The sequence below is a fragment of the Streptomyces sp. NPDC046349 genome (assembly GCF_055587885.1).
On sequence record NZ_JBVJFK010000002.1, the window covers coordinates 600,462 to 617,334 of the forward strand.

Genomic DNA, 16,873 nt, shown 5'->3' on the forward strand with positions numbered 1-16,873 from the left:
GGGCTCTGCTGCCGTGCCGGGGCCGTCCGCCGGCGTGTGCCGGGCTGCGGGGGCGCTGCCCCGGCCCCGCGTCCCGGCCGCGGGGGCCGCAGCCCGCGGCCGGCGCTCGCCGCCGGAAGACGCCGCGCCGGGGGCGACGCCCGGCTCACGGCGGCGGGGGGCCGGACTCCGCCCCCGTGAGCGGGTCGCGCGGGCCGGTCAGAGCTTCTGGATGTCCTTGTGCACGACGTCGGAGCCGGGGTGGTCGGCGGCCAGGCGCACCTTGAGGGGGTGCCCTGCCGGTGCCTTGATGATGATGTCGGGGTGCTCGCCCAGGCCGGTGCCGTGGCAGGAGGGCTCGGTGGTCAGATTGGACCAGCCGTCCGCGCCGTGCGGATCGTTCCACGCCACCCAGGCACAGTCGAGCTCGCCGCTGTGGATCGTCACCGACTTGATCCTGACCGAGTTCACCGCGCCGTCGACGCGCTCGTAGAGCACCGTTCCGGTGTTGTGGTGGCGGCCCTTGCCGGCCTCCAGGTCGGCCTGGAGGACCGGGCCGGCCGGGGTGTCGGCGGCGGCCGGGGCCGCGCCTGAGGCAAGGGTCGCGGCCACGAGCGCGGCGGCGGCGGGCAGGGCGGACAAGCGCATGATCGACCTTTCCACGAACCGGGTTGAGGGCCTCATCCTGGTCCAGTACGCGGGCGGGCGCTGCCCCGGAATCCGTCAATCGGTGGCCCGGAACGAACGGTTGGGCGGCCCTGCCGGACCGGGGTCAGCGGGGCGCCGGCTTCAGTTCGCAGCTGCCGTTCGTGCACTCCTTTCGGAGCCGGCCCCGGGAGACGGTCTCGGCCAGGCCGATCGCCCAGCACATGGGGCAGCCGCGCAGAGCGACGACACCGACCGGTGCCAGGAGCAGGGTGGCCGGGCCGAAGGCCGGTATGAGGGCGAAGGCCGCGATCAGCGCGCCGAAGCCCACCGCGCCGCGCGCCAGGTGCCGGGGCACGGACGTGCTGGCGAAGCCGGATCCGGAGGTAGCCGCGGTGTCAGTGGTGGGCACGGGTGTCTCCCAGGGTGTGCTGGAGCGCCGCGCGGGCGCGGTGGAGCCGCGACTTCATCGCGGCGGTGCTCAGGCCGAGGGCCTCGGCGGCGGTCCGCCCGCTGTGGCCCTGGACGTCCCGCATGATCAGCACGCGCCGCTGGTCCGCCGGCAGCGCGGCAATGGCCTCCGCCACCCGTCCCGCCTCCAGGCGCCGCAGTACCTCGTCCTCGGCGGACATGACGGCCGTGTCCGGCAGCGGCGCCCGCTCCCTCGGCACCAGGCGGGCGCGGCGCAGGCACTCGTTGCGCACGATGCGGAACATCCACGACGCCAGGGCCCCGGACGCCCTGAGCATCCCGATCCTGCGGTACAGGATGATCAGTGCCTCCTGGGCCGCGTCCTCGGCGTCCTCGCGCGAGGCGCACAGGGAGTGCGCGAAGCGCCGTACGTTCGGGTGCGATCCGGCGACCAGCGCGGTGAGCGAATCGAGGTCACCGGCCTGCGCGGCGACGACCAGGGCCTCGCCGGGCCAGTCCGTACGGTCAGCCACGGGCCCGGCCCCGCTTGCGCAGGACGGCGACGGTGCACGCGCAGAGCAGGACGGCGGCGCCGGCAACGACGACAACAGTGATCACGTCAACCTCCAGGTCAGGTGCCGACCTCGGCGTCGGCAACATACACAAGAGGCACGGGCCCCCCGAAAGGATTCACCCCAGGGCCGGATCGATCACCGTCTCGCCCGTCGAGGCCCGGCGGATCGCGTCCGCCAGGTCCTCGACCGGGTCGTCCCGGACGACCAGGCCCGCCGCGCCGGCGGCGAGCACGGCCTCCCGCAGACCCGGGCGGGCCGAGCCCGTCAGGACCAGGATCCGGCACTCCGGATCGTCCTCCAGCAGGGCGGTCACCGCCGCGAGATCCTCCACCAGGGCAACCTCCGGGCGGGCTGCCGCATCCCGCACGACGTCGATGTCCGGCTGGAGGCCGAGCTGGAGAGCCAGGGCCGGATTCTGCGGCTCCAGGAGGACCCGCAGGGTGCGGGTCCGACGGTGTTCCACGGGCATTTCGTCCACCTGAGAAGCGTATCTGACGGGCAGTCAAGAGTCTTCCCAAGTGCGGGGGCGTGCGTTATACATTCCCTCACCGGCCGAGCCTAGAACGCGTTCTAGAACCGGCCGGCCCCGCATACGACCTCGGTGCGGCCGACGGTGCGGACGGCCGCGCCGAGGTCTTCCAGGACCGCGATTTTCCCGCCACACCGACGACAGGGAGCCGCATCCTCATGCCGATCGATGCCGCCAGGGCCCTCGCCGCAGACCCCCGCCAGGGGGACATCGGCTGGGACCACAAGGACATCCAGCTCTACCACCTCGGCCTCGGCGCGGGCCTGCCGGCCACCGACCCGGACGAGCTGCGCTACACCCTCGAATCCAAGCTCCACGTCCTGCCCAGCTTCGCGACCGTCGCCGGAGCGGGCATGGCCATGCTGGGCGGCCTGGCCGCCCCCGGCATCGAGGTCGACCTCGCCCACGTCCTGCACGGCGGCCACTCCATCGAGCTGCACCGGCCCATCCCCGTCAAGGGGCGGGCCACCTCCAGTTCCAAGGTCGCCGCCGTCTACGACAAGGGCAAGGCGGCCGTGATCGTGCTGCGCTCCGAGGTCTGCGACGCCGACGGGCCGCTGTGGACGAGCGACGCGCAGATCTTCGTACGGGGAGAGGGCGGCTTCGGCGGCGAGCGCGGCCCCTCCGCCAAGGAGGAGCTGCCCGGGCGCGGCCCCGACCGGGTCGAGGAGCGGCACATCCGCGAGGACCAGGGGCTCCTCTACCGCCTCTCCGGCGACTGGAACCCGCTGCATGCCGACCCCGAGTTCGCCAAACTGGCCGGCTTCGACAAGCCGATCCTGCACGGCCTGTGCTCGTACGGCATGACGCTCAAGGCCGTCGTCGACACGGCCCTCGGCGGGGACGTCTCCCGAGTCCGCGCCTACCGCACGCGCTTCGCCGGGATCGTCTTCCCGGGCGAGACGCTGCGCATCCGGATGTGGCAGGAGCCCGGCCGCGTCCTGGTTTCGGTGACCGCCGCCGAACGGGACGATGCGCCGGTCCTCGCCGACACCGTCGTCGAACACTCGTAGCACCCGCAGGACACCCCCTAAGGAGCCGCACCGTGCGCGCAGCACTGCAGAGCGAGATCGGCCAGGACAAGCTGGAGGTCGTCGACGACATGGAGGCCGTGGGCTTCGGCCCCGGCAAGGTCAGGATCCGCGTCAAGGCCACCGGCCTGTGCCACTCGGACCTCTCCGCGATGAGCGGCGTCCTGCCGCAGCCCGCCCCCTTCGTCCCCGGCCACGAGGGCTCCGGCGTGATCATCGACGTCGGCGACGGAGTGACCACCCACAGGATCGGCGACCGCGTCCTCGTCTGCTGGCTGCCGCCGTGCGGCCACTGTCCCTCCTGCAGGCGCGGCCAGGGCCACCTGTGCCTGGAGGCGTTCGGGAACGTCGCCACCCCCAACTTCAAACGGGCGTCGAGCGACATCTTCGGCTTCGCCGGCACGGGCACCTTCTCCGAGGAGATGGTCGTCCCCGCCGCCTGCGCCGTCCCGATCCCCGACGACCTGCCCTTCGACATCGCGGCGCTGATCGGCTGCGGCGTCACCACCGGCCTCGGCGCGGCCATCAACACCGCCCAGGTGGAGGCCGGTTCCTCGGTGGCCGTCATCGGCTGCGGCGGCGTCGGCATATCCGTCATCCAGGGCGCCAAGGTGCAGGGCGCGGCCCAGATCGTCGCCGTCGACCCGGTCGAATCCCGCCGCGAGGCGGCCCTGCGCTTCGGGGCCACCGAGGCGGTCTCCCCGGAGGAGTTCGCCGACGCCAAGAACCGGATCACCGCCGGCGAGGGCTTCGACTACGTCTTCGAGGTCGTCGGCAAGTCCGCGACCGCGCAGAAGGCGTACGAGATGACGCGTCGCGGCGGCTCCGTCGTCGTGGTCGGGGCCGGCGCCCTCGACGACAACTTCCAGATCAACATGTTCTCGCTGTTCTTCGACGAGAAGAAGATCCTGCCGTCCATGTACGGCGGCGGCGACGTGCTCCGCTCCTACGAGCGCACCATCGCCCTGTGGCGGGCCGGCCGCATCGACCTGTCCAACCTGATCACGCACCGGGTGAGCCTGGCCGAGGTCAACGACGCCCTCGACCAGATGCGCACCGGCGTCGCCCTGCGCACCTGCATCGAACTCTGACCTCACCGGCCGACCCGCTCACCGGCCGACCCGGTCACCGACCCGTTCCGCAGATCCGATCTCCGAGGGGAACCGTACGGATGTCACTGCCACTTGAGGGACTCGCCGCCATCGTCACGGGGGCGGGCCGCGGGCTCGGCCGGGCCGAGGCGATCGAGCTCGCGCGGCTGGGCGCGAGCGTGGTCGTCAACGACTTCGGCCAGCCCGGCCGCGACGGCTCGGGGGAGGCCTCGGCCGCACCGGCACAGGAGGTGGCCGAGGAGATCCGGGCCGCGGGCGGCCAGGCCGTCGCCCACCTCGGCGACGTGGCCGACTTCGAGCAGGCGCGCGAACTGGTCGAGCTGGCCGTGGGCACGTACGGCAAGCTCGACATCCTGGTCAACAACGCGGGCATCCTCCGCGACCGGATGATCTTCTCCATATCGGAGGAGGAATGGGACTCGGTGATCCGGGTCCACCTCAAGGGCCACTTCAACACCACCCGCTTCGCGTCCGCCCACTGGCGCGAACGCTCCAAGGCCGCCGGCGGCCCGGTCTACGGGCGGATCGTCAACACCTCCTCCGAGGCCTTCCTGGGCGGCTCGGCCGGCCAGCCGAACTACGCTGCGGCGAAGGGCGGCATCGTGGGCCTCACGACCTCGACGGCCCTGGCCCTGGCCAAGTACGGGGTGACGGCCAACGCCATCTGCCCACGCGCCCGCACGCGGATGACGGAGGACGTCTTCGCCGGCTTCGAGGTCCCCGAGGACGGCAAGCTGGACGCCCTCGCCCCCGAGCACGTGGCCCCGCTCGTCGGCTACCTTGCCTCACCCGCCTCCGCCAAGGCCAACGGGCAGCTCTTCGTCGTGCACGGCGGCATCGTCGTCATCATGGAACGCCCCAAGGCGGCGGCCAAGTTCGACACGGGCAAGGAGTCCTTCTCCTACGAGGAGCTCGACGAGGTCCTCACCCCGCACTACGACTCCCGCCCGGCGAACGAGACCTTCGCCGCACCGGAGGTCCTCGGCCTCAAGCACGGCTGAGCCCCTGCCGCACCGCTACTGCCTCCCCGCCAGGGGTGCCTGCTGGAGGGGGACGGGGCGGGGCGACGGCGGCGGCGGGTCCAGGCGGACCGGCGGGGGAGGCGGAGCAGGAAGGTTCATCCCGACGATCCCGCAGGGCATCTCAGCCGTCGTGCACGGCAGGTGCAGGCGGCCCTGCGGGCTCCACATCCCCGCGCCGCCGAGCCACCCCGCCGGGGCGGCCAGCCGGAAGACGTGGCGGTCCGCCGGGCGCCACAGGCCGATGTCCCCCTCGGGCAGCCACAACGCCACCCCGCAGGTCTCCGGCATCAGGGCCTGGCCCGGCTGGACAGCGAAGGGCAGTGCCTCCCCGAGCCGCAGGCACTCCGGGAAGCGGACCGGCCGCGAGCTGCCCAGCACCCCCCAGCCCAGGCGCGGTTCGCCCGGGGCGTCGGAGCGGATCAGCAGCAGCCCGCTGTCCGGCTCGGCCAGCAGCAGCCTGTCGTCGCTGTCCTCGGTGATCTGGAGCAGCGGGGAGACCTCGCCGTCGCGCCCCAGGTCCACCGCGACGGCCTTGACGGCGCCGTCCAGTTCGCGGTCCAGGGCCAGCAGCCGGCCCGTCCGGTCCAGCCACACGCCGCCCGAACAGCGCCCCGGGATCCGGGCGACCCGCTGCGGCCCGAACGAGCACCCGGCCACCTGCCACAACGTGGTCACGGTGTCCGACGCGGCCACGGCGAAGGCACCGGAGCCGTCCGGGGCCGGCGGGAGCAGGAAGACCCGTACGCCCTCCTCCGCCTCCACCCCGCCCAGCTGGAGCTCCCCGGTGCGAGGCCCGGCCGCGGCGCCCGTCGGGTAGAGCAGGGCGAAGGCGTGGCGGTCCGCGACCCGCCGGTGGATCAGCACGCGCCCGTCGGCCAGCGGGAGGAGCTCGCTGTCCGCTTCTTCGGGCTGTGCGAGGGGCAGCGGCACCGCGTACGGCTCGGGACCGGCGAGGGTCCAGCGTTCCGCGTAGCGTGCCTCGCCTTCTCCGGCGAGCCGGGCGGCGTACGACCCGTCCGCGGAGATCGTGAACGGGGCCGTGGTCGTCATCTCGATGGCACAGACAGTCATCCGGGCCGTCACCTCCGGTGAGGAAGCTAGTTTTCGGGATTCCTGCCGAACAACACGACCAAGGCGGCTTCACACGTAAGGGTGTCCGGGCGGCGATTCGTCTGTGATGGGCGGTGTAATTGTGCTGTGAGGTATCGAAAGGCAGGCGCGGCGGGCGTCCGGCGGGCAGCTCCGCCGGAACCGGCGCTGACCGGGCCGGCCGCCACGGACGGTAGCCTTGGCCCGTGCCCCGTCTCTCTGAAGTCATCGCCGCGCTGGACGCTCTGTGGCCCCCCTCGCGGGCCGAGCAGTGGGACGCGGTCGGAACCGTGTGCGGCGAACCCGATGCCGAGGTCACCCGGGTCCTGTTCGCGGTGGACCCCGTCCAGGAGATCGCCGACGAAGCCGTGGACCTGGGTGTCGACCTGATCGTCACCCACCACCCCCTCTACCTGCGGGGTACCACCACGGTCGAGGCCGGCACCTTCAAGGGCCGCGTCGTGCACACCCTGATCAAGAACGACATCGCGCTGCACGTCGCCCACACCAACGCAGACACCGCCGACCCGGGCGTCTCCGACGCCCTCGCCGGCGCCCTGGACCTTCGGATCACCGGTCCGCTGGTCCCGGACCCGACCGACCCGGCCGGCCGCCGAGGCCTCGGCCGGATCTGCGAACTGGACCGTCCCGAGACCCTGCGCGAGTTCGCCGCCCGCTGCGCGGCCTGGCTGCCGCCGACCGCCCAGGGCATCCGGGTCGCCGGCGACCCGGACGCGATGATCGAGCGCGTCGCCGTCAGCGGCGGCTCCGGCGACAGCCTCTTCGCCGAGGTCCGCGCCGCGGGCGTGGACGCCTTCGTGACCTCCGACCTGCGTCACCACCCGGTGTCCGAGGCCCGCGAGCAGAGCCCGCTGGCTCTCGTCGACGCAGCCCACTGGGCCACCGAGTGGCCCTGGTGCGAGCAGGCCGCCGCGCAGCTCGACGCGATCTCCGAGCGTCACGGATGGGGTCTGCGCACCCACGTCTCGCGCACGGTCACCGACCCGTGGACGGTGCACGCGCCGTCCGCCGTCTCTTCAACTCCCTCTTCTATCTCAGGAGCCCCCAACTGAACGCCGAGCCCGCCGACCAGATCCGACTTCTCGATGTCCAGGCGCTGGACGTCCGGCTGTCTCAGCTCGCCCACAAGCGCAAGTCGCTGCCCGAGCACGCCGAGCTCGACACGCTCACCAAGGACCTGACGCAGCAGCGCGACCTGCTGGTCGCCGCCCAGACCCAGGCCAGCGACACGGCGCGCGAGCAGACCAAGGCGGAGCAGGACGTCGACCAGGTGCGCCAGCGCGCGGTGCGCGACCAGCAGCGGCTGGACTCGGGCGTGGGCATCTCGGCCCGGGACCTGGCGAACCTGCAGAGCGAGGTCGTCTCCCTCGCCAAGCGCCAGGGCGACCTGGAGGACGTGGTCCTGGAGGTCATGGAGCGCCTCGAGGCCGCGCAGGAGCGCGTCTCCGAGCTCACCGAGCGGGTCTCCGCCCTGGAGGCCAAGGTGGCCGACGCCACCACCCGCCGTGACGCGGCCACCGCCGAGATCGACGCCGAGGTCGCCAAGGTCACCAAGGACCGCGAGGTGATCGTCACGTCCATGCCGGCCGACCTGATGGCCCTGTACGAGAAGATCCGCGTCAAGCAGGGCGGGGTCGGCGCCGCGCGGCTCTACCAGCGCCGCTGCGAGGGCTGCCGACTGGAGCTCGACATGGCCGAGGTCAACGAGATCAAGGCCGCGGCCCGCGACCAGGTCGTCCGTCACGAGAACTGCGGCCGCATCCTCGTCCGTACGGCCGACTCGGGCATCTGATGCCGCGTTTCGTCGTCGAGGCGGACGGCGGGTCCCGGGGCAACCCGGGGCCGGCCGGCTACGGCGCCGTCGTCCTCGACCCGGCCTCGGGCGAGACGCTGGCCGAGCGCGCCGAGTTCATCGGCGTCGCGACGAACAACGTGGCGGAGTACAGAGGCCTGATCGCCGGACTCACGGCGGCCCGTGACCTCGCGATGGACGCCGAGGTCCTGGTCCGGATGGACTCCAAGCTCGTCGTCGAGCAGATGTCGGGCCGCTGGAAGATCAAGCACCCGGACATGAAGCCGCTCGCGGCCGAGGCCGCGCGGATCCTGCCGCGCGCACAGGTGACGTACGAGTGGATCCCGCGCGAGCGCAACAAGCACGCGGACCGGCTCGCCAACGAGGCGATGGACGCGGGCAGGCGTGGCGGGCAGTGGGAGCCGTCGGCCTCCTCCGCCGTCTTCACGCCCCCGTCGGGTCCGCCCGGGGACGCCGCCGCCGGCGCGGCGGCGGCGCGAGCGGCCCTGGCCGCGGCCCGCGGCGCCGCGGACACCGCGGCCGCCCGCGGCATCGCCGCCGACCCCGACACGCTGTTCGGCGCGCCCTCTGCAGGGGCCGCGGAGGCCTGGGCCGCGGCCCCCGCGACGTCCCGTACGTCGGCCCCCGCGCCGGCGCCCGCGGAGGCAGGGGCCGGCACGCTCTGGGCTGAGCCCGGCTCCGACAGGGGCGGATCGATCCCGTCCGCGGCACCGGCGCCCGACCGGGCCGGTCACGCGACGACGGAGTCCCCCGCAGCGGGCCAGGGCTGGGGTCCCGACATAGGCGCCCCGGCCACCTTCGTGCTGCTGCGCCACGGCGAGACCGCGCTCACCCCGCAGAAGCGGTTCTCCGGGAGCGGGGGGAGCGACCCCGAGCTGTCCCCGGCCGGCCGCCGCCAGGCGGCGGCCGCCGCGGAGGCGCTCGCCGCCCGCGGCACCGTCCAGACGGTCGTCAGCTCCCCGCTGCTCCGCTGCCGCGAGACCGCCCGGGCCGTCGCGGACCGCCTCGGCCTCGGCGTGATCGTCGAAGAAGGCCTGCGCGAGGTGGACTTCGGCGCCTGGGAGGGCCTGACCTTCGCCGAGGTGCAGGAGCGCTTCCCGGACGACCTCCAGGCGTGGCTGGACTCCCCGAAGGCCGCCCCCACCGGCGGCGGGGAGAGCTTCGCGGCCGCCACCCGCCGGATCTCGGCCACCCGTGACCGGCTGCTGGCCGCGCACGCGGGCCGCACCGTCCTGATCGTCACCCACGTGACCCCGGTCAAGATCCTGGTCCGCCTCGCCCTCGGCGCCCCGCCGGAATCCCTGTTCCGGATGGAGCTCTCCGCGGCTTCCCTCTCGGCGGTGGCCTACTACGCCGACGGCAACGCCTCCGTGCGGCTCCTGAACGACACCTCGCACCTGCGGTAGGCCCTGCCGGCGGTCCGCCCCCGCCCACCGCCACGCGTCGGCGGGGGCGGACCGCCACTGCTACCGCGCGGGATCGGGGCGGCCGAGGGCCTCCAGTGCCCGGTCGAGGGCGCGGACCATGTTCCGGGCGTCGGCCTGGGCGGACTGGACGGCGCCGCGTACCTGTCGCGGATTCGGGCGGGGCCGTCCCGTCCCCGGCGCGGCCCAGTCGCCGTCGTCGCGCCGTCCGACGTGGACCTCCAGCTGGCGCAGGGCGTCTTCGAGATGGCGGGCGAGTTCGCGCAGGTTCCCGGTCACGGCGGTGATCTCGGCGGGGCTCGCATAGGCGTTGTGGGGATCGGTGGTCGCTGCGGCGAGGTCGCGTATGTGCTCGGCGGCCGCGGCCGCGCGGGCAGGGTGGTCGCTCATGACCCGAGAGTGCCGCACCTTCCCGACCACCGATAGACGTCGGCACCGACCGCCCGTGCCTCTGGCGGGGGTGGCGGGATCTGCCTGGGGCCTGACGCAGCCACCTGGCGCGCGCAGCGGAACCCGGTCTCGCCGGCGATCGAGGGGCGGGGCCCGGGCGGAGCCCCGGCACCGCCGGCCGGCAGTCCACCCCCGGCGGGGAGGCCGAGGGCGCCGTCGCAGGGCAGAACACCCCGGACCGGGAGGGAGAACCGCTTCCCCGAACGGGAGTGGAAGCGGCAGACGAGCCGGCCTGTACGCCGGGTTCTGTCGCCCGGTGACCTCGCGGTCGCCGGGGAGACGGCCATCCATCTAGGACCGGCGTTGCCGCCGGCCTCGTGCGGTCTACCCGCGAACTCGGGCGGGCAGCCCTCAAGCGTTCGCGCAGACCCGTCCGGGGACGGATCCTCTTGACCTTGCTCCAGGTGGGGTTTACCTAGCCGCCTGGGTCGCCCCAGGCGCTGGTGGTCTCTTACACCACCGTTTCACCCTTACCGAGGGCCGAAGCCCCCGGCGGTCTGTTTTCTGTGGCACTGTCCCGCGGGTCACCCCGGGTGGGCGTTACCCACCACCCTGCCCTGTGGAGCCCGGACGTTCCTCGGCGGGATCCGAGGATCCCGACGCGGCCGCCCGGCCGACTCGTCTGCCGTGGCGACCATGTTACCGGCTGTGCCGTCGGCGCTTGACCTTGCCGCAACGGCAGGGTCTCTACTGGGGGCATGCGGATCGGAGAGATCGCCGCGGTCGTCGGGGTCACCACCCGGGCGATCCGGCACTACCACCATGTCGGGCTGCTCCCGGAACCGGAGCGGCGCCCCAACGGATACCGGGCCTACACCGTCCGGGACGCCGTCCTGCTGGCCCGCGTACGGCGGCTCACCGAGCTCGGGCTCAGCCTCGACGAGGTGCGCGACGTCCTCGCGGACGACGCCGGGCGCGACCTGGCCGACGTACTGGAGGAGCTCGACGCCGACCTCGCCCGGCAGGAGGCCGAGATCAAGGAGCGGCGGCGACGGCTCGGCGTGCTCCTGGCCGCAGAGCCCGGGGAGGGCGAGCCGATCTCGCCCGCGCTCGCCGAGCTCCTGGCGAAGGCGCCGCGCACCACCTCCCCGACCGCGGCGAAGGACCGCGAGCACCTGACGCTCCTCGACGCCTCGGGCGCGGGCGGCGAGGAGGTCTACGCCGCGCTCGGACCGCTGGCCGCCGACCCGGGCGTGCTCGCCCTGTACGAGCGGCTGGACGAACTCGCGGACGCCCCCGCGGACGACCCGAGGATCCCGGGCCTGGCCGCGGAGCTGGTGGCGGCGGTCCCCGACGAGGTGTTCGCCGCGATCCCCCGGGACGGGGCGGTCGTACCCGGGTTCAGGGAGGCGCTGCTCGCCGAGTACGCGCCCGCGCAGGCGGAGGTCGTCCGCCGCGTGATGGAGGCCTTCATGGAGAGGGGGCGGCGATGACCCGCGGAGTGCGGGCGGCACGGATCGGGGTGGCCGCGGTGCTGCCGGCGGAACTGGCGCTCGTGGTGTGCGCCGCGGCCGGGGTACGGCCGCCCGCGGCGGCCCTGGCCGCAGCCGAGGCCGTGGTGTTCGGGGTGCTCGTGCTGGAGGCGTGGGTGCTGCACCGGCTGTACGCCGCCGCCCGCACGGCCGGCGAGGGACCCCGGGCCGCCCTGCGGACGGCGGTCCGTGCCGTGGTCCCGGTCCGGGTCCGGCGGCTGCTGCGGCACGAGCTGCGCGCCGGTGCCTCCCTCGGCTGGTGGGTGCTGCGTCGCAAGCACGGGGTGCGCCCCGGCGACCTCGCCGCCGCGTACACCGGACCGCAGACGGCCATGATGTACGGGATGGTCTTCGTGTCGGTGATCGAGACCGTCGCGCTCGCCCTCCTCATCCCCTGGCCGGCCGTCCACCGGGTGGTGCTCGTGCTGGACGTGTACGGGATCGTGCTGGTGATCGCCCTGCACGCCGCCTGTGTCACCAGGCCGCACGTGGTCGGCGCCGACGGCTCGCTGCGGATCCGCTACGGCGCCCTCTTCGACCTCGCCGTCCCGCCGGACGCGGTGGCCTCCGTACGGGTGGACCGCCGCTGTCCCGAAGGGCGGCTGGTCACGCTCTCCGAGGACGGGGTGCTCGACCTCGCCGTCGGCAGCCAGACCACGGTGACCCTGGAGCTGAACCGCCCGCTCGCCTTCGTCCGTCCGCTCGGCGCCCGCGCGTCGGCCCGCACCATCCGCTTCCACGCCGACGACCCCCGCGCCCTGGTCTCGGCCCTGCGCCGGCCGGCATAGGGGGTGCGACGCCGGTGGGGCCGGGCGGGTCCGGCGGGGCGTCTACCCTGGCCGGGGGGCCGCATCCCCTGCGACGTGTCGTACTGAAGGAGAACCACCGTGCTCGTGCTGCTGCCGCCCTCCGAGGGAAAGGCCGCCGGCGGCTCCGGCGCACCGCTGGAGCCGCAGGAGCTGTCGCTGCCCGGCCTGGCGCAGGCCCGGGCGGCGGTCCTGGAGGAACTGGTCGACCTGTGTACGGGCGACGAGCTGAAGGCCCGTGAGGTGCTGGGCCTGAGCGAGGGCCTGCGGGGCGAGGTCACGAAGAACGCGGAGCTGCGCTCGGCGGCGGCCCGCCCGGCGGGGGAGGTCTACACCGGCGTGCTCTACGACGCGCTGGGCCTGGCCGACCTGCCCGCGTCGGCGCGGGCCATCGCCGAGGAGACGCTGCTCGTCTTCTCGGGGCTGTGGGGCGCGGTGCGCGTCACCGACCGCATCCCCTCCTACCGCTGCTCGATGGGCGTGAAGCTGCCGGGGCTGGGCGCGCTCGGCGCGTACTGGCGCGCCCCGCTGGCCGAGGTGCTGCCCGCGGCGGCCGGCGACGGGCTGGTGCTGGACCTTCGTTCGGCGGCGTACGCGACCGCGTGGAAGCCCAAGGGCGAGGTCGCGGACCGGACCGCGACCGTGCGGGTGCTGCACTCGCAGATCGTCGACGGTGTGGAGAAGCGGTCCGTGGTGAGCCACTTCAACAAGGCGACGAAGGGCCGGCTGGTCCGGGACCTGCTGGTGGCCGGCGCGGTGCCCGGCTCGCCCGCCGAGTTGGTGACGGCCCTGCGGGACCTCGGCTACGTGGTCGAGACGCAGGCTCCCGCGAAGGCGGGCCGGGCCTGGTCCCTCGACGTGGTCGTGACGCAGATCCACCACTGACGCGCCGTGGCCGGGGGCGCCGCCCCCGGCGCTCCACGTCTCAACGGCCGAGCGGCCAGGCCACCGTCGCCGGGGTGCGGTCGGAGGTGTCGGCGTACGCGGCGCAGGCGTCCGTCAGGGTTTCCAGGAGGGTGAGCGGGTCCGGGAGGGGGTGCTCCATGCCGCGGACCCAGGACACCGCCTGGTCGCCGGGGAGGGCCGCCGGCGGGACCAGGACGTAGCTGCCGCGGCAGTGCCAGCGCAGGCCCGGGTGTTCGTCCATGGTCTCGGGGTGGCAGTCCAGCGCGCACGGCCACCACTCGTCCTCGTCCTCGGGGGTGCCGCGGGTGGCGGTGAAGAAGAGCATCCGGGCCTGGTCGCCGGTGCCGGCCGATTCGGCGACCGGGCCGACCCTGATGCCGGCCTCCAGGAGCCGCGTCAGGGCGGCGGCGCCGGCTTCCAACGGCACGTCGAGCACGTCGTGGACCATGCCGGTCGCGGTGATGAAGTTGGCCTGGGGCTGGTTGCGTGCCCACCGCTCGATCTGGGCGCGGTCGGTGGTCGACTGGGTCTGCCAGGCGAAGGAGACGGGATGTCGTGCGGGGGTCGGGCAGCCGATGCGGTCGCACGAACATCGATAGCCGACGGGATGCGCGGCGGGGGCGAGGGGGAGACCGGCGGCGGCGACGGCCAGGAGGAGCGCCTCGCGCTCGCGTGCGGGGTCCTCGGCGGTGGGTTTCTGCCGCCGGCGCAGCCACTGGGAAATCCTGCTCTGCTCGCCGCGTTTGACGCGGCCGGACTCAGACCCCATCTATCCCCTCACCTCACCGTTGCCCCGGCAGACCTTCACATGGTCCCACCATCCTGCGCCCCGGGTGACCGCTCTGTGAGACCGGGGGGCCGGGGACGGGTGAGCGCCAACCCCAACATACCCACAGAATCAGGGCAGACATTCCCGGGTGAACGCAGGTTGTCGGGCGCCTAGCGGGCGGTGACGTTTGCCACCCCGCCGAGCACCCTGTCCACCAGCGCGTCGGTGTACGCGTGCGTGAGCGGCGCGGTGCGCAGCAGCCAGCGGTACGTCAGCGGCCCGAGCAGCATCTCCACCGTCAGCCGCAGGTCCGTGTCGGGTGCGAGCTGGCCGGCCTCGCGGGCCGTGCGCAACCGGGCCTCGTAGAGGGCGAGCTGCGGCTCCAGCAACTGCTCGGTGAACCGGGCGCCGAGCTCGGGGTCGGTGGCTCCGGCCGCCGTCAGGGCGCGCGCGGGGGCCTCGTACCTCTCGTCGTTGAACTCGTCGACGGTCGCCCGCAGTACGAACTTCAGGTCGGCGGCGAGGTCCCCGGTGTCGGGGAAGCCGGCCCACTCGGCGTCCGCCTCCGCGTCCCCGGCGAGGGCGAGGGAGGCCTCCAGGAGGACGTCGGCCTTCGAGGGCCACCAGCGGTAGATGGTCTGCTTGCCGACGCCGGCGCGGGCGGCGATGGCCTCGATGGTCAGCTTGTTGTAGCCGACCTCCCCGACCAGGGCGAGCGCGGCGTCGAGGATGGCGCGCCGGGAGCGGTCGCTGCGGCGTGTGGCGTCAGGGGTCTTGGTCATGCCCCGAAACTATCAAAGCGAGACGTCTCGTCTCTTCGTCTCTCATTATTTCGGTAAACCACCCCATCGGTCCACTGCGTCGTCCCGGTCCAGGAGGGACGATGCTCTCCAGCACTCGTCCCGAGTCGTGAAAGCCGTGAGGAGCCTTCTTTGCGCAGAGACGCCACACCCCGGCGCTATCTGATGTGCCCACCCGCACACTTCAAGGTCACGTACTCCATCAATCCGTGGATGGATCCCACGAAACCGGTGGACCTGCCCCTCGCCCAGACCCAGTGGGAGGACCTCAGGGACCGGTACCTGTCCCTGGGCCACACCGTCGAGACCCTGGTACCGGATCCCGAGCTGCCCGACATGGTGTTCGCGGCGAACGGTGCCCTGGTGGTCGACGGCCGGGTCCTCGGGGCCCGGTTCGCCCATCCGGAACGGGGTCCCGAGGCCGGGATCCACCTCGACTGGTTCCGCGGCCACGGCTACCGGGACATCCGCGAGCCCTCCCACGTCAACGAGGGCGAGGGCGACTTCGCCGTCACGGCGAGCTTCATCCTCGCCGGTCGCGGCTTCCGCTCCAGCCCGCTCTCGCACGACGAGGCCCAGGAGTTCTTCGGCCGGCCCGTCATCGGGCTCGACCTGGTGGACCCGCGCTACTACCACCTGGACACGGCGCTCAGCGTCCTCGACGGCGACGAGGTCATGTACTACCCGGAGGCCTTCTCACCCGGGAGCCGGGGCGTGCTCAGGCGGCTCTTCCCCGACGCGCTGATCGCCGACGGCCGGGACGCCGCCGCCCTCGGCCTGAACGCGGTGTCCGACGGCCGGCACGTGCTGCTCCCGCAGGCGGCGACCGGGCTGTTCGGCCCGCTGCGCGAGCGGGGATTCGAACCGATCCCGATGGACCTCGGGGAACTGCTCAAGGGCGGCGGCAGCGTGAAGTGCTGCACCCAGGAGCTGCGTCCGTAGGGCTCGGCGCCGCCTGGTCCTCGGAGGGCGGCGGCCAGGCCCGGCCCCATTCGGTGTCCCGCGCGGCCTTGTAGAGGTCGCCGTGGCGCTTGGTCACGTTGACCCGGGTCAGGCCCGCGCCGTCGCCCTCCTCGGGGCCGCAGAGCTCCAGCAGGACGAGCCCCTTGCGGATCTGCGGCTTGCGCGTGATCCGGGAGGCGGCCGGCTCCACCGGGAAGCGGGTCGCTGCGACGTAGCTGAATTTTTCGTCCTCGTACGGGAGCGAGCCGCCCTTGACCTGTCGGTGCAGGGAGGAGCGGCTGACCCGCGCCGAGAAGTGGCACCAGTCCTTGCCGACCTCGATGGGGCAGGTCCCGTCGTGCGGGCACGGCGCGGCGACCCGCAGCCCCGCCGCGATCAGCTGGTCGCGGGCCTCTCGGACGCGCAGGTACCCCTCGGGCGTGCCCGGCTCGATCAGCACCACCGCCCGGCCGGCCCGCGCCGCCTCGGCGACGACGGCCGTGCGGGCCTGCGGGGTCAGTTCACCGAGCACGTACGACACCGTCACCAGGTCGGCGTCGGGGATCGCCAGTCCGGCGCCGATGACGGCCCGCCGCCACTCGGCGCCGCGCAGCACCTGTGAGCCCGAGGCCGCCGCGAGTTCCCGGCCGAGGGCCAGCGCGGGCTCGGCCCAGTCCAGCACGGTGGTCTGCCGCGGGCCGTCCCAGGTGGCGTCCACCGCCCAGGTCGCCGCCCCCGTGCCGCCGCCCACGTCCACGTGCGAGGCGGGCGCCCAGTCGGGCGCCGCCTCGGCCAGAGCGTCCAGGGCGGACCGTACGGCCTCGAAGGTGGCGGGCATGCGGTACGCCGCGTACGCCGCGACGTCCGAGCGGTCGCGCAGTACGGGTGCGTCGGTGGGGGTCCGCCCGCGGTAGTTGGCGATGAGCCGCTCGACGGCGGCCGAGGCCTGCTTGGGCGGAAGACCGTCGAGCAGCCCGCCGAGCGTGCTGCGGAGGGTCTCGGCGGTGGTGGGGGCGGAGACGTTCACCTGCCGAGTTTACGGCGAGCCGGGGCCGCGGCCGTCCGCGAGCCCCCGGC

The 16,873-nt window shown here is 73.7% G+C and carries 19 protein-coding genes and 1 other RNA gene; 10 read left to right on the top strand and 10 right to left on the bottom strand.

Features of this window, described 5'->3' with window-relative positions; genetic code table 11:
- Positions 1–198 precede the first annotated feature (198 nt).
- The 4 genes from ACZ6JS_RS06410 to ACZ6JS_RS06425 form a co-directional block, all read right to left on the bottom strand.
- Positions 199–627 (bottom strand): hypothetical protein, encoded by a 429-nt coding sequence (locus ACZ6JS_RS06410; RefSeq protein ID WP_469296174.1) that lies wholly within the window; start codon positions 625–627, stop codon positions 199–201.
- Positions 628–751: 124 nt separating this feature from the next.
- A complete protein-coding gene (locus ACZ6JS_RS06415) occupies positions 752–1,036 on the bottom strand; it encodes a hypothetical protein (protein ID WP_469296175.1) in 285 nt (94 codons plus the stop codon).
- A complete protein-coding gene (locus ACZ6JS_RS06420; protein ID WP_136234515.1) occupies positions 1,023–1,568 on the bottom strand; it encodes an RNA polymerase sigma factor in 546 nt (181 codons plus the stop codon). The genes ACZ6JS_RS06415 and ACZ6JS_RS06420 overlap by 14 nt, the downstream gene beginning before the upstream one ends.
- A gap of 157 nt (positions 1,569–1,725) precedes the next feature.
- Complete coding sequence (locus ACZ6JS_RS06425) at positions 1,726–2,079, bottom strand: response regulator (protein WP_469296434.1); 354 nt, start codon at positions 2,077–2,079, stop codon at positions 1,726–1,728.
- A gap of 218 nt (positions 2,080–2,297) precedes the next feature.
- Between ACZ6JS_RS06425 and ACZ6JS_RS06430 the strand changes: the two genes are divergently transcribed.
- The 3 genes from ACZ6JS_RS06430 to ACZ6JS_RS06440 all read left to right on the top strand — a co-directional run bounded on the left by ACZ6JS_RS06430 (position 2,298) and on the right by ACZ6JS_RS06440 (position 5,283).
- Positions 2,298–3,152, top strand: coding sequence for a MaoC/PaaZ C-terminal domain-containing protein (locus ACZ6JS_RS06430; protein WP_469296176.1), 855 nt, complete (start codon positions 2,298–2,300; stop codon positions 3,150–3,152).
- Positions 3,153–3,184: 32 nt separating this feature from the next.
- Positions 3,185–4,261, top strand: coding sequence for a Zn-dependent alcohol dehydrogenase (locus tag ACZ6JS_RS06435; protein WP_469296177.1), 1,077 nt, complete (start codon positions 3,185–3,187; stop codon positions 4,259–4,261).
- 80 nt (positions 4,262–4,341) lie between these two features.
- Complete coding sequence (locus ACZ6JS_RS06440) at positions 4,342–5,283, top strand: 3-oxoacyl-ACP reductase (RefSeq protein WP_469296178.1); 942 nt, start codon at positions 4,342–4,344, stop codon at positions 5,281–5,283.
- A 15-nt stretch (positions 5,284–5,298) separates the two neighbouring features.
- Here ACZ6JS_RS06440 and ACZ6JS_RS06445 read toward each other — a convergent pair whose 3' ends face one another.
- A complete protein-coding gene (locus ACZ6JS_RS06445) occupies positions 5,299–6,375 on the bottom strand; it encodes a hypothetical protein (protein ID WP_469296180.1) in 1,077 nt (358 codons plus the stop codon).
- Between the two features lie 224 nt (positions 6,376–6,599).
- On the opposite strand from ACZ6JS_RS06445, the gene ACZ6JS_RS06450 reads away from it, so the two are divergent.
- The 3 genes from ACZ6JS_RS06450 to ACZ6JS_RS06460 are packed head-to-tail and all read left to right on the top strand — an operon-like array spanning position 6,600 to position 9,633.
- Positions 6,600–7,466 carry a Nif3-like dinuclear metal center hexameric protein gene (locus tag ACZ6JS_RS06450; RefSeq protein ID WP_469296182.1) on the top strand — a complete coding sequence of 289 codons (867 nt, stop codon included), beginning with the start codon at positions 6,600–6,602 and terminating at the stop codon, positions 7,464–7,466.
- Positions 7,463–8,206: a zinc ribbon domain-containing protein gene (locus ACZ6JS_RS06455; RefSeq protein WP_469296435.1), complete on the top strand. Its 744-nt coding sequence runs from the start codon at positions 7,463–7,465 to the stop codon at positions 8,204–8,206. The genes ACZ6JS_RS06450 and ACZ6JS_RS06455 overlap by 4 nt, the downstream gene beginning before the upstream one ends.
- A complete protein-coding gene (locus tag ACZ6JS_RS06460; RefSeq protein ID WP_469296184.1) occupies positions 8,206–9,633 on the top strand; it encodes a bifunctional RNase H/acid phosphatase in 1,428 nt (475 codons plus the stop codon). Before ACZ6JS_RS06455 ends, ACZ6JS_RS06460 begins: the two co-directional genes overlap by 1 nt.
- Before the next feature lie 60 nt (positions 9,634–9,693).
- On the opposite strand, the gene ACZ6JS_RS06465 is transcribed toward ACZ6JS_RS06460, so the two are convergent.
- A complete protein-coding gene (locus ACZ6JS_RS06465; RefSeq protein WP_469296185.1) occupies positions 9,694–10,041 on the bottom strand; it encodes a hypothetical protein in 348 nt (115 codons plus the stop codon).
- A 279-nt stretch (positions 10,042–10,320) separates the two neighbouring features.
- Positions 10,321–10,722: RNase P RNA component class A (gene rnpB / locus ACZ6JS_RS06470), an RNA gene on the bottom strand.
- Between the two features lie 77 nt (positions 10,723–10,799).
- Between rnpB and ACZ6JS_RS06475 the strand changes: the two genes are divergently transcribed.
- From ACZ6JS_RS06475 to yaaA, 3 genes are all read left to right on the top strand, one after another.
- Positions 10,800–11,534, top strand: a complete 735-nt coding sequence (locus ACZ6JS_RS06475) for a MerR family transcriptional regulator (protein WP_469296187.1) — start codon at positions 10,800–10,802, stop codon at positions 11,532–11,534.
- A complete protein-coding gene (locus ACZ6JS_RS06480) occupies positions 11,531–12,361 on the top strand; it encodes a hypothetical protein (protein WP_469296188.1) in 831 nt (276 codons plus the stop codon). Before ACZ6JS_RS06475 ends, ACZ6JS_RS06480 begins: the two co-directional genes overlap by 4 nt.
- 99 nt (positions 12,362–12,460) lie before the next feature.
- Positions 12,461–13,264: a peroxide stress protein YaaA gene (gene yaaA / locus ACZ6JS_RS06485; protein ID WP_469296190.1), complete on the top strand. Its 804-nt coding sequence runs from the start codon at positions 12,461–12,463 to the stop codon at positions 13,262–13,264.
- Positions 13,265–13,304: 40 nt separating this feature from the next.
- Here yaaA and ACZ6JS_RS06490 read toward each other — a convergent pair whose 3' ends face one another.
- The gene (locus tag ACZ6JS_RS06490) at positions 13,305–14,054 is read right to left on the bottom strand and encodes a bifunctional DNA primase/polymerase (protein WP_469296191.1); all 750 of its coding nucleotides are present in this window, start codon (positions 14,052–14,054) and stop codon (positions 13,305–13,307) included.
- Between the two features lie 170 nt (positions 14,055–14,224).
- Positions 14,225–14,836 (bottom strand): TetR/AcrR family transcriptional regulator, encoded by a 612-nt coding sequence (locus tag ACZ6JS_RS06495; RefSeq protein ID WP_469296192.1) that lies wholly within the window; start codon positions 14,834–14,836, stop codon positions 14,225–14,227.
- 150 nt (positions 14,837–14,986) lie between these two features.
- Between ACZ6JS_RS06495 and ddaH the strand changes: the two genes are divergently transcribed.
- Positions 14,987–15,796, top strand: a complete 810-nt coding sequence (ddaH, locus tag ACZ6JS_RS06500) for a dimethylargininase (RefSeq protein WP_469296194.1) — start codon at positions 14,987–14,989, stop codon at positions 15,794–15,796.
- Here ddaH and ACZ6JS_RS06505 read toward each other — a convergent pair.
- Positions 15,747–16,823, bottom strand: a complete 1,077-nt coding sequence (locus ACZ6JS_RS06505) for a small ribosomal subunit Rsm22 family protein (protein WP_469296195.1) — start codon at positions 16,821–16,823, stop codon at positions 15,747–15,749. The two genes, ddaH and ACZ6JS_RS06505, sit on opposite strands and share 50 nt — an antisense overlap.
- Positions 16,824–16,873 lie beyond the last annotated feature (50 nt).

What these genes read in the sequence shown, in the direction of transcription:
- ACZ6JS_RS06410 (WP_469296174.1), bottom strand. Translation starts at nt 627, where the DNA reads ATGCGCTTGTCCGCCCTGCCCGCCGCCGCCGCGCTCGTGGCCGCGACC.
- ACZ6JS_RS06425 (WP_469296434.1), bottom strand. Translation starts at nt 2,079, where the DNA reads ATGCCCGTGGAACACCGTCGGACCCGCACCCTGCGGGTCCTCCTGGAG.
- ACZ6JS_RS06430 (WP_469296176.1), top strand. Translation starts at nt 2,298, where the DNA reads ATGCCGATCGATGCCGCCAGGGCCCTCGCCGCAGACCCCCGCCAGGGG.
- ACZ6JS_RS06440 (WP_469296178.1), top strand. Translation starts at nt 4,342, where the DNA reads ATGTCACTGCCACTTGAGGGACTCGCCGCCATCGTCACGGGGGCGGGC.
- ACZ6JS_RS06445 (WP_469296180.1), bottom strand. Translation starts at nt 6,375, where the DNA reads ATGACTGTCTGTGCCATCGAGATGACGACCACGGCCCCGTTCACGATC.
- ACZ6JS_RS06460 (WP_469296184.1), top strand. Translation starts at nt 8,206, where the DNA reads ATGCCGCGTTTCGTCGTCGAGGCGGACGGCGGGTCCCGGGGCAACCCG.
- ACZ6JS_RS06465 (WP_469296185.1), bottom strand. Translation starts at nt 10,041, where the DNA reads ATGAGCGACCACCCTGCCCGCGCGGCCGCGGCCGCCGAGCACATACGC.
- ACZ6JS_RS06475 (WP_469296187.1), top strand. Translation starts at nt 10,800, where the DNA reads ATGCGGATCGGAGAGATCGCCGCGGTCGTCGGGGTCACCACCCGGGCG.
- ACZ6JS_RS06480 (WP_469296188.1), top strand. Translation starts at nt 11,531, where the DNA reads ATGACCCGCGGAGTGCGGGCGGCACGGATCGGGGTGGCCGCGGTGCTG.
- ACZ6JS_RS06490 (WP_469296191.1), bottom strand. Translation starts at nt 14,054, where the DNA reads ATGGGGTCTGAGTCCGGCCGCGTCAAACGCGGCGAGCAGAGCAGGATT.
- ACZ6JS_RS06495 (WP_469296192.1), bottom strand. Translation starts at nt 14,836, where the DNA reads ATGACCAAGACCCCTGACGCCACACGCCGCAGCGACCGCTCCCGGCGC.